The following is a 12,590-nucleotide window of genomic DNA, read 5'->3' as shown; positions in this document are numbered from 1 at the left end:
CAGCTGCCACGGTCCAACTGTGGGAGGGAGCAAGCTCCCTCCCACAGTTTTTGATGTGTTTGAACAGTGACATGGGGGCGTCGCAGTTGATGGGCTTTTGTGGGCTGGGTTTAGGACTATTTTTGGCCAATCAGCTGCCACGGTCCAACTGTGGGAGGGGGCTTGCCCCCGATGGCGGTGTTTCAGCCCGTGCATCTGGTGACTGATCCAGCGCTATCGGGAGCAAGCTCCCTCTCGCAGTTTTAGATGTATTCGAACAGCGACATCTTTTGGATGCTGACGAAGGTCTGCTGCGCCGCCTGCAAGGCCACTTGCAGTGCGGTGTACTCGGTGACCGACTCGGTGTAGTCGGCATCCACCAACCCCGACAGGCGTTCGGTGTAGCTCAGCGCCAGGTCGTCGCCGATGGTGTCGAGCACGTCCAGCTGGTTAAGCCGCGAGCCGACAGAGGTCTGCACCGTGAGTACGTTGTCCTGGGCATTGCTCAGTTGGCGACTGGCGGTGGACAGGGTGTTGTCCAGGTTGGCCTGGTCGGCGTCGGTTTCCACCGGGGTCTGCAGCACCGAGATCAGGTTTTTCAGGGTCGCGAACAGGTCCGGGTCGGCGTCGGCGGCCTTGCTCACGGTAACCGTGTCGCCGTCCACCGGGGTGCCGCTCAAGGTCAGGGACAGGCCGTTGACTTCCAGCGTGTCGCCCGAGGTGTACGCCACCGGGGTGGCGCCGTCGAGGCTGTATTGCGCGGTGCCGTCGGCGGCGGTGCTGAAGGTCAGGCTGAAGCCGCTGCCGTAATTGGCGTCCTGGGTATCGGTAATGGTCGGGCCGCTGTAGGTCACGCTGCCGCTATTGTCGCCGGCCTCGGCGATAAACCCCGCCGAACTGCTCACCGAAAGGAAAATCGTCGCCCCGGTATCGCCGCTGGCCATGCTCTGAGTGGAGCTGACCTGTTGTGTGATCGCGTTGTTGTCGCCCTGATACACCAGATCGCCATTGGCATCGGTGGCAAACGCCGGGCTTTGGCTCTGGTAGCCGGAAAACAAATAGTTGCCGTTGCTGTCGGTGGCGTTGGCCAGTGTCACCAGCGTGTCGTACACCCCTTGCAGCGAGGTGGCGATGGACTCGCGGTCAGCGTCGCTCAAGGTGCCGTTGTTGGCTTGCACGATCAGCGCCTTGGCGCTGGTGATGGCATCGTTGATGCTGTCCAGGGTGCTTTCTTCCTGGGACAAGGACGTGCTGATGGTGCTGCGCGAGTCGGCATATTGCGTATTCGCGGCGATGGCCTGGCGCACGTTGACGGCCTGGGCGGCGGCCAGCGAATCATCCGAAGGGTTGACCACCCGGGTGCCGCTGGACACTTCCTGGGCGGCGTCCTGATAGGCGCTTTCCTGGGCGAGCATCGAGTTCAGGCTTTGGTTGTAAATCGTCGCACTGCTGAGGCGCATGGCGTCGCTCCGCTCAGAAAATTATCAGTTGATATCGAGGAGGGTGTCGAGCAGGGACGTGCCCACTTCGACCACCTTCGCGCAGGCCTGGTAATACTGCTGGTAGACGATCAGGTCGGCCGCCTCTTCATCCAGGTTCACCCCCGATTCCGACTGTTGCAGCGTGGTCAGTTGCTCGGTGAGGCCCGACTGGGTTTCCAGTTGCCCGGCGACCTTGCTGGCGGTGCTGCCCACGTCGCTGACCAGCGCCGAGTAGGTCTGGCTGAGGGTCTTGCTGCCGCCGACGATGCTGTCGGTCTGCAGGTTGAGCATCGCCAGGGCATTGCTGTTGTCGCTGCTGCCGGTGGAGGTGCCTGCCGCGATCAGGCTGCCGTCGCTGGTCAAGGTGCTGAAACTGCTGGCGGCGTTGCGTGTGGGCAGTACCAGGAAACTGTCGCCGTCATCGGCGGTGCCGCTGATGGCCACGCTCATGCCGGCGAAGGTCAGGGTGTCGTTATTGGCGTCGTAGGTCGAGGTGACGCTGGCGCCGCTGTCGTTGCGGGTCACCATGTAGCCGTCGGTGGCGGAATACTTGACGGTGTAGTCGGTAGCGCTCAGGGCGCTGACATCGTCGGTAAAGGTCGCGCTCAGCGTCGCGTCGCCGGTGTTCTCGGTGTTGCCGTAGATGCTCGGGTCATCCACCGAGAAGAACGCGCTGCCGCTGTCGCCATTCAGGTCGATGCCTGCTGCCTGCAAGGTGTTGAAGGCTTGGGTCAGGCTCACTGCCAGGATGCCCAGCTGGTTTTGCGCGTCGCTCAGGCTGGTGTCGCGAAAGTCCATCAGGCCGCCCAGGGAGCCGCCTTCGAAGGTGGAGTCGTCGAGCACGGTGGTGTGGCCGGCGGCGTCGACGTAGGTGACCACGGTTTGCGTCGGGTCACTGGCCGAGACGGCGGTCTGCAGATCGAAGCTGTCATTGCCCGACACCAGCGCCAGGCCGTTGCTCAGTGCCACGGTGTAGCTGCCGTTGCTTTGGGTGGTGACATCCACGTCCACCAGTTCACTGAGCTGGCTGACCAGCAGGTCGCGCTGGTCGAGCAGGGCGTTGGACGTCGAACCCAGGGCGTCGGACAGGCTGATCTTTTTGTTGAGGCCGGCGATCTGTTCGGTGAGGTCGTTGACCTGGGTGACCTGGTCGCTGATCTGGCTGTTCACGTCGCTGGCCATGTCGTCCAGGTAGCTGCCCAACTGGGTGAACTGCGAGGTCAGGGTTTGCGCGGCGCCGACCACTTCTTCGCGCGCGGCGGTGTCGCTGGCGTCGGAGGTCAGGGTCTGGATCGACGAGAAGAAGCTTTGCATCAGGGTGTCGAGGCTGGCATCGCCATCGGCCAGCAGGCTATCGATCTGGTCGACTTCGGTCTGGTAGGTCGACAGCGCGCTTTCGGCGCTGATGGAGCTGTTGAGCTGGCTGGTGACGAATTGGTTGTACTGGCGGTCGACGCTGGCGATCTGCACGCCGCTGCCCGAGGTGGATTCGGAGAAGTTCGCCACCTGCAAGGTGTAGCCCGCCGTGTAGGCGTTGGTGGTGTTGCTGCTGCTGGTGCTGAGGGCGATCTGCGCGGCGGTCAGGCCGCTGACGCCAATGGAAATAATGCTCATCGAGAAGCTCCTGGGCTACATGGTTGGCACTATCGGCCCGGCAAAAGGGCAACTTGACCCCTGTTCTATAAATCGTTTTGCAGTTGCGCCACGGCCGGCACGTTGCGCAGCGGACCGATGGTGGCCATCACCGAAATCAGCTTCTGTGCATAGCGCGGGTCGGTGGCGTAACCGCCCTGTTGCAACGCGATGGCGGCCTGGGGCGCATCGACGGCATTGCGCACGGCGGCATAACCGGGGCGGTTGCGCATCAGGCGTGCATAGTCGTTGAAGGCAGCGTCGTCGCAGGTATAGACACGAAACGCTTCCAGCTGTTTTTGCGCTTGGGCGTCGGTGTATTCGGTGGTCATCACCTGGGTCGTCGCGCCTTGCCACTGGCCGCCGGCCTTGATGCCGAACAGGTTGTGGCTGTCGGCGCCCTGGGCGGTGGTGATGGTGCGCCGGCCCCAGTCGGTTTCCAGGGCGGCCTGGGCCAGGATCAACTCGGCGGGTACGCCACTGGCGCGGGCGGCCTTTTGCGCCGGTTCGCTCAAGCGCGCGATAAACGCCTGTACATGCTCGGGCTGGTCCTTGTCGCCGCCGCTGACTTCACGGCGTTTCCAGGCATCGAACGCCGGGCTGGCAAACGGCGAGGGGCGCGAGGGCGGCAGGTCGAGGAAGGCTGTGGTGGCGCTGTCCAGTTCAGGCGCCTGCCGGGTGGTGTAGCCGCTCAGTTGTCGGGTCAGTTGCTCGGCAAGGCCGATACCTTTGCCCGCTAGGCTCTGGGCCCACTGCTGGTCGAGCATCTCGGTGTACATCTCGGTCTGCGAGTTGTTCGACATCTCCGACTTGGGCACCGCCGCCCGCATGCTCTTGAGCATCATCTGCAGGAACAGCGCCTCGAACTGCTTGCTGGCTTGCTTGAGCCCCGATTGCGGGTCCAGGTGCGCGCTGTTGCGCAGCCGGTCCAGGCCTTGCACATCCAGGGCAAAGCCATCGGTACTGCCGCCTTTGTTCATCAGATGATCTCCAACTCGGCCCGCAAGGAACCGGCCGCCTTGAGCGCCTGCAAGATCACCATCAGGTCCTGTGGCGTGGCGCCGAGCGCATTCAGGCCCTTGATCACGTCCATCAGGTTCGCCGTGCCTTCGAGCAAATGCAGCGAACCGCCTTGGGACTCGATGGAAATATTGCTCTGGGAGCTGGTCGTCGTCTGGCCGCCACTGAAGGCGCCGGGCTGGCTGACCGTGTTGGTGGTGTCGATGATCACCGACAAATTGCCGTGTGCCACGGCGGCGCGGTACAGCTTCACCGAGCTGTTGAGCACAATGGAGCCGGTGCGCGAATCGAGGATCACCTTGGGGCGCGCCTGGATCGGCAACACTTCGATGCTCTCGATGCGCGCCATGAAGTTGGTGCGCTCATTGGGCGACACCGGGCCCTGAATCTCGATCATCCCGCCGTCCACCGCCGAGGCCACGGTTCGACGCATTTCCAGGTTAATCGCATACACCACGCGTTGTGCCGTGGCCGAGTCCGGTTCGTGCAGGGACAAACCAAGCAGGCCGTGGTCGTTGTTCAAATTCAGCGCCACCGTGCGCTCGATAATCGCGCCTCGGCTGATGCGCCCGCCGGCCAACTGGTTGACCGTCACGCTGCTGCCGTTGGCCGACGCGCCGGCGCCGCCCACCAGCAGGTTGCCCTGTGCCATGGCGTACACCTCGCCGTCGGCGCCCTTCATCGGGGTCATCAGCAAGGTGCCGCCGCGCAGGCTTTTGGCGTTGCCGATGGACGACACCACCACATCGATCTGCTGCCCCGGGCGCGAGAGGGCCGGCAGGTTGGCGGTGACGATCACCGCCGCGATATTGCGCATCTGCATGTTCGCGCCGGCCGGCAGGGTCACGCCCAATTGCGACAGCATGTTGGTCAGGCCCTGTTCGGTGAACGGGCTCTGGGTGGTCTGGTCGCCGCTGCCATCCAGGCCGACCACCAGGCCGTAGCCCACCAGGTTGTTGGGGCGGATGCCGGCGAAGTCGGCGATGTCGCGAATCTGCTCGGCGTGAACCGTTGCCCCCAGCCACAACGGGCAGCTCAGCAGCAGGGTGCGCAACGTTCGGGCGGCTCTAGTGAACATGGCGTGGGTACTCAGAAAGGGGAAACGTTGAGGAGGATGCGATGGAGCCAGCCCATCCGCTGCGCTTCGTTGATGTAGCCATCGCCCACGTATTCGATGCGCGCCTGGGACACCTGGGTCGATGACACGGTGTTCTCGCCGGTGATGCTGCGCGGGTTGACCAGCCCGGAAAAGCGGATGAACTCGGTGCCCTGGTTGATCGCGATCTGTTTGTCGCCGCGCACACGCAAGTGCCCGTTGGGCATCACCTGCATCACCGTCACGGAAATCGTGCCGGTGAACGAGTTGTTCGCCTGGGAACCGCCGGCGCCCAGGAAGTCATGAGTCGTCGAAGCATCCAGCCCAAAGGAGCCGACCTGGCTGGCGCGGCTGGAGGTGGTCGCCAGGCTCAATCCCATGGAGCCGGCGCGGCTGGCATTGGAGGAGGAGTTCTTGCTGGCGCTGACCTGTTCTTCCAGCTCGATGGTCAGGGTGTCGCCGACCATGCGCGGGCGGCGGTCTTCGAACAGCGGTTGCGAGCGGCTGCTCTGGTAGATCGAGCCGTTGGCCAGGCGCGCGGGGTAGCCCTGCGCCTGGACTTCTTCGTCGGGCACCACCGGTTTGTGGGGCAGTTGATCGCAGCCGGCGAGGGCCAGCACGCCGGCCAGAAGATACTTGTGAGCCATAAAGGGAGTCTCGAACCGGGCGCTCAGAGCTGGGTCAGACGCTGGAGCATCTCGTCCGAGCTTTCGACGGCCTTACTGTTGATTTCATAGGCGCGCTGGGTCTGGATCATGCCGACCATTTCTTCCACCACGTTGACGTTGGAGGTTTCCACGTAGCCCTGGGACAGCGTGCCGCCGCCGTTCAGGCCCGGCGTGGTTTCGGTGGGCGAGCCCGAGGCATCGGTTTCCAGGTACAGGTTCTGGCCGATGCTTTCCAGGCCGGCCGGGTTGATGAACAACGCCAGGTTCAATTGGCCGACCTGGGTCGAGGTAGACGCGGCGGGCGTGGTCACCGAGACGATGCCGTCGCTGCTGATCGTGATGGCTGTGGCGTTGGCCGGGATGGTCACGCCGGCCGACAGCTTGTAGCCGTTGGAGGTAACCATCTCGCCATTGGCATCGAGCTGGAAGCTGCCGTCACGGGTGTAGCCGGTGCTGCCGTCGGGCATGTCCACCTGGAAAAAGCCCTGGCCGTTGATGGCCAGGTCCTTGGAGTTGCTGGTTTGCTCCAGGTTGCCCTGGGTGTGCAGGCGCTCGGTGGCGACTTCGCGCACGCCGGTGCCCACTTGCAAGCCGGAGGGCAGGCGCGTGTCGGTGCTGCTCTGGGCGCCGGGCTGGCGCACGTTCTGGTACACCAGGTCTTCGAACACTGCCCGCGAGCGCTTGAAGCCGTTGGTGCTGACGTTCGCCAGGTTGTTGGCGATCACGTCCATTTGCCCCTGCTGGGCTTCCAGTCCGGTTTTCGCCGTCCACAGTGATCGGATCATCGTTCGGTTCCTTGTCTATTCAACCGGGAGGTCAGCCCTGCAGGGAAAGCAGGCTGTTGGCGCGTTTGGCGTTTTCGTCGGCGGTGCTGATGGCTTTCATCTGCATGTCGTAGCGCCGCGAGTTGTCGATCATCGCGACCATGGCGTTGGTCGGGCTGACGTTGCTGCCTTCCAACGCACCGGGCGCCACGCGCAGGCTGTCGTCGGCCGGCAGCGGCTGCGCGTTCGCGCTGCGGAACAAGCCGTCGGTACCGGCCTGCAAGGTGCCGGGCGGCGCCGACACCAGCTTCAACTTGCCCACCGGGCTCAAACCGCGGGGTTCCATGCCCAGCTCGCGCACGCTGATGGTGCCGTCGCTGCCCAGGGTGACCTCGCTGCCCAGCGGCACGCTGATCGGCCCGCCGTCACCGATCACCGGGCGCCCACCCACGGTCATGGCGCCGGTGCCGTCGACCTGCAGGTCACCGCGCCGGGTGTAGGCTTCCTGGCCGTTGCCGGCCTGCACGGCGAGCATCACATTTGGGCCAAGGGCCACGTCCAGCGCGCGGTCGGTATGCACGATCGGCCCTTCGCTCCAGTCCACGCCCACGCCGTTGGCGGCCACCGACACGCGGGTCGGCAAGCCTTCGCCCGCCACCGGCGAAGACTGCATCTCCACCAGTTGCGCGCGAAACCCCGGGGTGACGATATTGGCCAGGTTGTTGGCCACGACGGCCTGCTGTTCGAGCGCCTGATTGGCCCCGCTCATGGCCGTGAAGAGCATGCGATCCATAGGGTCAGGAACCGATATTCACGGCTTGCTGCAACACTTCGCTCTGCGCCGTCACCGACTTGGCGTTCGCCTGGAAGTTGCGCTGGGCAATGATCAGGTTGACCAGTTCGGCGGTCAGGTCGACGTTGGAGTCTTCGGTGGTGCCGCTCAGGATCGAGCCCAGCGAGCCGCTGCTGGCCACGCCGAGCAGCGCCTGGCCGGAGGAGGTGGTGGCCAGCCAGGTGTTGTCGCCGTTGGCTTTGAGGCCGTTTTCATTGCTGAAGGTGGCCAGCTGGATCTGGTCGATGTTTTTGGTCTGGTCGTTGGAGTAGGTGGCGACCACCGTGCCGGTCTCGTCGATGGTGAAGCTCACCAGGCTGCCGGAGGTGTAGCCGTTCTGGGTGATGTCGGACACCGAGGAGTCGTTGCCGAACTGGGTCGTGCCGGTCAGGTCCAGGGTCAGCGACAGGCTGGCCGCGCCGTTGGCCGGGTCGTAGGTGTAGGTGCCGGTTTCGCCGCTGGTGATCAGGCCGCTGGAACTGAAGCTGACGGTCTGGGAGTCGGTCAGCAGGTTACCGTCGATGGCGGTGTGTACGTCCCAGGTGTTGTCGGCGGTCTTGCTGAAATACAGGGTGCTGGTGTGGCTGATGCCCAGGGAGTCGTAGAGTGTCGCGCTGGTGGAATAGGAGTAGGTCGACGAGTCGGTCTGGTCGAAGGTGGTGGTGATGATGTCGTCGCTGGCGTCCAGGTTCAGCTCTGCGTCCAGCTCGGTGCTGGCGCTGGCTTGCATGCCGGTGGTGGGGATCTGGATCACGCCGTTGACCCCGAGCAGTTGATCGCCGGCGGCGTTTTCCAGGTAGCCCTCGGCGGTCAGGGTCAGTTGGCCGTTGCGCGAGTACACGGTTTGCGTGCCGTCGGAGAAGGTGAAGAAGCCGTCACCGTTGATCGCCAGGTCCAGGGCGTTATCGGTGGTGGTCAGGCTGCCGGATTCGAAGTTCTGCACCACGCCCGAGACCTGGGTACCCAGGCCGACGTCGGCGCCGGAGTACACATCGGCGAACTGCGTGGTCGAGCTTTTGAAGCCCACGGTCTGGGAGTTGGAAATGTTGTTGCTGACCACGTTGAGGTCGGTGGACGCTGCCGACAGACCACTGAGCGCTTGGGAAAAAGCCATGGTGTTTCTCCTTCGTTAGGTAGAGGGTCAGAGGACAAGACTGATGTCGCTGAGGGCGACGTTGTCGTTGACGCCCCCCAGGTCCAGCGCGACTTCGTTGCTGCTGTCGGTGGTGACGCCGGTGACCAGCGCGTATTTCAGGGCGGTGCTGGCCACGGCGACGTCGTCGGTGGTAGCGCTGATAGAGAAGGTGTAGGCGCCGTCGGCAGCCGTGGTGCCGTCGTCTTGCAGGCCGTCCCACGACAACGCCTGGGTGCCAGCGCTCATGCTGCCCTCGTCCAGGGTCCGCACGACGGTGCCGCTGCTGTCTTTGATGGTGACGCTGACGCTGTCGGCATCGCTGTCCAGAGTGACGCCAAACGTGGTCGCCACGCCGCTGTCGACTTGGATCACATTGCCGTCGATCAACACGCCGTTGCCCACCAGGGCCGAGGCTTGCAGGGTTTCGGAGGCGCTGATCTGGCTGGAGATGCCTTCCAGGGTGCTGGTGACGTCTTCGATGCTGCTGATGGTGCTGATCTGCGCCAGCTGGGTGACCATCTCACTGTTGTCCATCGGGTCGGTGGGGTCCTGGTTCTGCAGCTCGGTGGTCAGCAGCGTGAGGAACTGGTCCTGCAAATCGTCCGCCGCCGAAGTGGTGCTTTCGGCAGTGGTGCTGGTGCTGTTCATCGTCGACAGCACCGAGCTGGCAATCGTACTGGTCATGGTTTACGCCTCACCTAGGGTCAAAGTTTTCAGCATCATTTCCTTGCTGGTGGACATGACCTCGACGTTGGCCTGGTAAGAGCGCGACGCGGAGATCATGTTGACCATTTCGCCCACCGGCTCGACGTTGGGCATGGTCACGAAGCCCGATTCGTCGGCCAATGGGTCGCCGGGGCGGTATTCCTGGCGCATCGGCGAGCCGTCTTCGACCACCTGGCTGACGCGCACGCCACCGATGCTGCTGCCGGCCTGGTATTGCGACTCGAACACCACCTGCCGCGCCCGGTAGGCTTCGTTGTCCGGGCCGCTGGTGGTGTCGGCGTTGGCCAGGTTGCTGGCGGTTACGTTCATGCGCTGGGACTGGGCGCTCAGCGCGGAGCCGGCGATATCGAAAATACTGAACATCGACATGGTGGTTTCCCTGGGTTATTCGGACTGCATGGCGGTCTTGAGCGACTGCAGGCGGCTGCTCAGAAAGGTCAGGCTGGCCTGGTACCGCACGGCGTTATCGGTGAACTGCGCGCGTTCGCGGTCCATGTCCACGGTGTTGCCGTCCAGGCTCGGTTGGTCCGGCACGCGGTAGAGCAGGTCGCGGCTGGCGAAGCGGCTGGAGTCGGCGTGCAGGTGGCGGTCGGACGTGGTGGCCAGGGTCATGCCGCGGCCCTGGGTGTGCGACTTTTGCAGGGAGCTGGCCAGTTCGGCGCTGAAGTCGAAATCCCGCGCGCGGAAGTTGGGTGTGTCGGCGTTGGCGATGTTATTGGCCAATACCTGCTGGCGCTCAGCCCGCAAACTCATTGCGTCCTGCTGAAAGCGCAGCTCGTTGTCGAGCTTGTCGATCATGGTTGCGGACCTGTGCATCAAATAAATGAACGGCTCGCAGGTTAGTCCCAAGGCTGCCCCGGCAAAGGCCGAAACAGGCCGCTATTTGACGACCAATTCAGGCCTTGCCTCGCTGGCGGGGCGACTAGAATTCTGCGCTGGGTAGCGCGGAGGGCGGGATCGATGACAAGACGGATGTGGGGCTTGATGGGCCTGTTGTGCTGCACCCTGGCCCAGGCGGACGGCCTGCAGGAGCAGGTGCGCGAGGTGATTGCGCCACGCTTGCCCGCGCGCGCCCAATTGGTTGCCGTGGACATCGGCCAGCCAGCGGCGCGCATCGCGGCCTGCGCCCACCCGCGGCCGTACCTGGTGCGCCCGGAGCAAAGCGTGATCGGTCGTGTGGCCGTGGGCGTGCGTTGCCTGGACGAGGTCGCGGGTTACCTGCAAGTCAGCGTGCGCGTGGTCGGCGACTACGTGGTCAGCCGTCAGCGGATTGCCGCGGGTGAGGTGATCAAGGCGCCGATGCTGGAACTCAAGCGCGGCCCGCTGGAGCGCCTGCCCAAAGGCAGCGTGTTCGAGCCTTCGCAGATCATCGGCCGCCAGGCCAGCCGCAACCTAAGCCGGGGCATGGTGATCACCGTGAATCACGTGCGCGAGCGTTGGCTGGTCGAGCGGAACGCCCGCGTGGTCCTGCAGGCCCGGGGCGCTGGCTTCACCATCCGCCGCGAAGGCAAGGCACTGGACAACGGCAGCCTGGGCGGCAACGTGCGCGTCATGGGCAACGACGGCAAAATGCTCAACGCCCAGGTGGTGGGCCAGAACGAATTGCAACTGCGCTACTGATTTTTTCAGCGAAACCCGATTACCGGTCAAAGTTTGCCGTCGCGATTGCCGATAGTTGACCCAACCACAGCCAATTGAAGCCTCTAACGTGAAAATCATAAGTGCAAACCTGACCAACACCCTGGCGCCCGCTGACAGCAAAGCAGGCGGTAATCAACGCGTGGAACTGCAACCTCTCGAAGCCACTCTCGACGACGGCGTGCAAGTCTCCAGCAGCACCGCCAGCTCGCAGGTCGCGACGTCGGCGGACGTGGACATGGAGAAAGTCGCGGCGCTGCGCCAGGCCATCGACAGTGGCACCTATCAGGTCAGCGCGGATTCGATCTTCGACGGCCTGGCCTCCAGCGTGCGCGAAACCCTTCCATGAGCGTTGGTCGATGAGCAGCAGGTACCTATGAGTCTGGCGAAACACTTGGAGTTGCAGCAGCAGGCGATCGTCGAACTGATCGACTGGCTGGAACTGGAACGGCGTGCATTGGCCCAGGCCAAGGTCGACGGTGAAAAGCTGCAGGAACTGACGGCGTGCAAGCAGGCGGCGTTGCAGAAGCTGGAGCAGTTGGAAGCGATTCGGTCTGGGGCGCAGTTGAAGCTCGGCTATGGGGCAGGGCGGCAGGGGGCGCTGAAGGCGGCGCAGGATGCCGATTGCGTCGCGGCCTGGCGGGAAGTGCAGGCACTGGCGCGGCGGGCGCGGCAGCTTAATATCGCCAATGGCGAGGCGTTGGGGCTGCGGATGGCGAGTAATCAGCGGGTTGTCGGGTTTTTGAATTCGGTTATTGGTAACAAGTTGTATGGGCCGGATGGGCGCAGGCTGCGCGGCGTTGATTGAGTAGTGATGTTGTCTGTGTGATCGAAACAAACTTAGGCAGCAAACCGACGAGAAGGTTAAACGCGAACAAGAGGCCGCTAAGTCGGGCCCCTATGAAGGTGATTGGTCATCCGGTAAGACCCTTCGGGGTAAAACCTAGATCACTGTGCCGGCCGGCAAGCCTCCAGTGATTTATGTCCGCGTGGCTCATGACACTAACTGCATGGTCATTGCGCTATATACCTTCAGCCCCTGCAGATCGCTGGCCCTTGCCTGAGTGCAGCCCAGTTTGGCCAGCCAACGGTGTGCAGGGTTCTTGTCCAACGCAACCGCGTGCAGCGCTACAGGTGTAAGGCCTAATCCAATCAGTACTTGAGGGCCTTGTTCACTGACCAACAGGAATTCGTCCGCGCCCACGCCAACTGCCCGGTCCAGCCCGGCATAGAGGTTGCGCTTCCAATCAGTGATGTGCGACTGCCAACGGGCAAAATTGCCTCCCCCTTTTTGGCGGTACTCGTCGCTCTGCAACACGGCAAGCGTGTCGACTGAATGCAGGGCCAGGTAGGCCGGGCAATCGCCGCTCAAGGCTTTGAACCGCTGCGAGGAGCTGAATCCGCTCACCGAGATCAGCGCTGGCAGTTTTTCCAGGCTGTAAAACGCATTCCACTCAGCTTCGCTGGCGGGGTCAGCGTAGTTGCATTCGACTGTATAAATCATCATGTCACTTCGTTGGTTGATGTTTAATCATGCTAGTGACACGGTAATGATCCATAAAACGACTTTTCGGCACTCTTCAGTGATTAAACATCAAGGTGGAGGCCTTGACTTGAAC

Annotated in this window: 15 protein-coding genes; 3 read left to right on the top strand and 12 right to left on the bottom strand. The window is 63.3% G+C overall.

Annotation, left to right across the window (positions count from 1 at the left end):
- Positions 1-242: 242 nt before the first annotated feature.
- The 11 genes from flgL to flgB form a co-directional block, all read right to left on the bottom strand.
- Complete coding sequence (flgL, locus tag C8K66_RS07835) at positions 243-1,439, bottom strand: flagellar hook-associated protein FlgL (protein ID WP_108524544.1); 1,197 nt, start codon at positions 1,437-1,439, stop codon at positions 243-245.
- A 24-nt stretch (positions 1,440-1,463) separates the two neighbouring features.
- Positions 1,464-3,074: a flagellar hook-associated protein FlgK gene (gene flgK / locus C8K66_RS07830; RefSeq protein ID WP_108524542.1), complete on the bottom strand. Its 1,611-nt coding sequence runs from the start codon at positions 3,072-3,074 to the stop codon at positions 1,464-1,466.
- A 65-nt stretch (positions 3,075-3,139) separates the two neighbouring features.
- Complete coding sequence (flgJ, locus tag C8K66_RS07825; RefSeq protein WP_108524540.1) at positions 3,140-4,072, bottom strand: flagellar assembly peptidoglycan hydrolase FlgJ; 933 nt, start codon at positions 4,070-4,072, stop codon at positions 3,140-3,142.
- Positions 4,072-5,190 carry a flagellar basal body P-ring protein FlgI gene (locus C8K66_RS07820; protein WP_108524538.1) on the bottom strand — a complete coding sequence of 373 codons (1,119 nt, stop codon included), beginning with the start codon at positions 5,188-5,190 and terminating at the stop codon, positions 4,072-4,074. The genes flgJ and C8K66_RS07820 overlap by 1 nt, the downstream gene beginning before the upstream one ends.
- 11 nt (positions 5,191-5,201) lie before the next feature.
- On the bottom strand, positions 5,202-5,855 hold the full coding sequence (locus tag C8K66_RS07815; protein ID WP_046382149.1) for a flagellar basal body L-ring protein FlgH: 654 nt from the start codon (positions 5,853-5,855) through the stop codon (positions 5,202-5,204).
- Positions 5,856-5,878: 23 nt separating this feature from the next.
- Positions 5,879-6,661, bottom strand: a complete 783-nt coding sequence (flgG, locus tag C8K66_RS07810) for a flagellar basal-body rod protein FlgG (protein WP_108524536.1) — start codon at positions 6,659-6,661, stop codon at positions 5,879-5,881.
- Between the two features lie 31 nt (positions 6,662-6,692).
- Complete coding sequence (locus tag C8K66_RS07805) at positions 6,693-7,433, bottom strand: flagellar basal body rod protein FlgF (protein WP_108524534.1); 741 nt, start codon at positions 7,431-7,433, stop codon at positions 6,693-6,695.
- A gap of 4 nt (positions 7,434-7,437) precedes the next feature.
- On the bottom strand, positions 7,438-8,586 hold the full coding sequence (gene flgE / locus C8K66_RS07800) for a flagellar hook protein FlgE (protein WP_108524532.1): 1,149 nt from the start codon (positions 8,584-8,586) through the stop codon (positions 7,438-7,440).
- A gap of 27 nt (positions 8,587-8,613) precedes the next feature.
- Positions 8,614-9,291: a flagellar hook assembly protein FlgD gene (locus C8K66_RS07795; RefSeq protein ID WP_046382153.1), complete on the bottom strand. Its 678-nt coding sequence runs from the start codon at positions 9,289-9,291 to the stop codon at positions 8,614-8,616.
- A 3-nt stretch (positions 9,292-9,294) separates the two neighbouring features.
- Complete coding sequence (flgC, locus tag C8K66_RS07790) at positions 9,295-9,702, bottom strand: flagellar basal body rod protein FlgC (protein WP_108524530.1); 408 nt, start codon at positions 9,700-9,702, stop codon at positions 9,295-9,297.
- A 15-nt stretch (positions 9,703-9,717) separates the two neighbouring features.
- Positions 9,718-10,131, bottom strand: a complete 414-nt coding sequence (gene flgB / locus C8K66_RS07785) for a flagellar basal body rod protein FlgB (protein ID WP_046382155.1) — start codon at positions 10,129-10,131, stop codon at positions 9,718-9,720.
- Between the two features lie 162 nt (positions 10,132-10,293).
- On the opposite strand from flgB, the gene flgA reads away from it, so the two are divergent.
- From flgA to C8K66_RS07770, 3 genes are all read left to right on the top strand, one after another.
- The gene (gene flgA / locus C8K66_RS07780) at positions 10,294-10,953 is read left to right on the top strand and encodes a flagellar basal body P-ring formation chaperone FlgA (protein ID WP_227778721.1); all 660 of its coding nucleotides are present in this window, start codon (positions 10,294-10,296) and stop codon (positions 10,951-10,953) included.
- Positions 10,954-11,041: 88 nt separating this feature from the next.
- On the top strand, positions 11,042-11,320 hold the full coding sequence (gene flgM / locus C8K66_RS07775) for a flagellar biosynthesis anti-sigma factor FlgM (RefSeq protein WP_046382157.1): 279 nt from the start codon (positions 11,042-11,044) through the stop codon (positions 11,318-11,320).
- A gap of 27 nt (positions 11,321-11,347) precedes the next feature.
- The gene (locus C8K66_RS07770) at positions 11,348-11,779 is read left to right on the top strand and encodes a flagella synthesis protein FlgN (protein WP_046382158.1); all 432 of its coding nucleotides are present in this window, start codon (positions 11,348-11,350) and stop codon (positions 11,777-11,779) included.
- A 186-nt stretch (positions 11,780-11,965) separates the two neighbouring features.
- Here C8K66_RS07770 and C8K66_RS07765 read toward each other — a convergent pair whose 3' ends face one another.
- Positions 11,966-12,475: a hypothetical protein gene (locus C8K66_RS07765; protein WP_046385181.1), complete on the bottom strand. Its 510-nt coding sequence runs from the start codon at positions 12,473-12,475 to the stop codon at positions 11,966-11,968.
- Positions 12,476-12,590: the final 115 nt, after the last annotated feature.

It is taken from the genome of Pseudomonas sp. GV105, assembly GCF_003058185.1.
In the GTDB taxonomy this organism is placed as follows: Bacteria; Pseudomonadota; Gammaproteobacteria; order Pseudomonadales; family Pseudomonadaceae; genus Aquipseudomonas; species Aquipseudomonas veronii.
The sequence above is the reverse complement of the archived record's forward strand: the minus strand, read 5'-3'. Positions and strand labels throughout refer to the sequence as shown.

Bases quoted from the DNA above. Each gene is read 5' to 3' on its own strand.
- flgL (WP_108524544.1), bottom strand. From the start codon at position 1,439: ATGCGCCTCAGCAGTGCGACGATTTACAACCAAAGCCTGAACTCGATG.
- flgK (WP_108524542.1), bottom strand. From the start codon at position 3,074: ATGAGCATTATTTCCATTGGCGTCAGCGGCCTGACCGCCGCGCAGATC.
- flgJ (WP_108524540.1), bottom strand. From the start codon at position 4,072: ATGAACAAAGGCGGCAGTACCGATGGCTTTGCCCTGGATGTGCAAGGC.
- C8K66_RS07820 (WP_108524538.1), bottom strand. From the start codon at position 5,190: ATGTTCACTAGAGCCGCCCGAACGTTGCGCACCCTGCTGCTGAGCTGC.
- C8K66_RS07815 (WP_046382149.1), bottom strand. From the start codon at position 5,855: ATGGCTCACAAGTATCTTCTGGCCGGCGTGCTGGCCCTCGCCGGCTGC.
- flgG (WP_108524536.1), bottom strand. From the start codon at position 6,661: ATGATCCGATCACTGTGGACGGCGAAAACCGGACTGGAAGCCCAGCAG.
- C8K66_RS07805 (WP_108524534.1), bottom strand. From the start codon at position 7,433: ATGGATCGCATGCTCTTCACGGCCATGAGCGGGGCCAATCAGGCGCTC.
- flgE (WP_108524532.1), bottom strand. From the start codon at position 8,586: ATGGCTTTTTCCCAAGCGCTCAGTGGTCTGTCGGCAGCGTCCACCGAC.
- C8K66_RS07795 (WP_046382153.1), bottom strand. From the start codon at position 9,291: ATGACCAGTACGATTGCCAGCTCGGTGCTGTCGACGATGAACAGCACC.
- flgC (WP_108524530.1), bottom strand. From the start codon at position 9,702: ATGTCGATGTTCAGTATTTTCGATATCGCCGGCTCCGCGCTGAGCGCC.
- flgB (WP_046382155.1), bottom strand. From the start codon at position 10,131: ATGATCGACAAGCTCGACAACGAGCTGCGCTTTCAGCAGGACGCAATG.
- flgA (WP_227778721.1), top strand. From the start codon at position 10,294: ATGACAAGACGGATGTGGGGCTTGATGGGCCTGTTGTGCTGCACCCTG.
- C8K66_RS07770 (WP_046382158.1), top strand. From the start codon at position 11,348: ATGAGTCTGGCGAAACACTTGGAGTTGCAGCAGCAGGCGATCGTCGAA.
- C8K66_RS07765 (WP_046385181.1), bottom strand. From the start codon at position 12,475: ATGATTTATACAGTCGAATGCAACTACGCTGACCCCGCCAGCGAAGCT.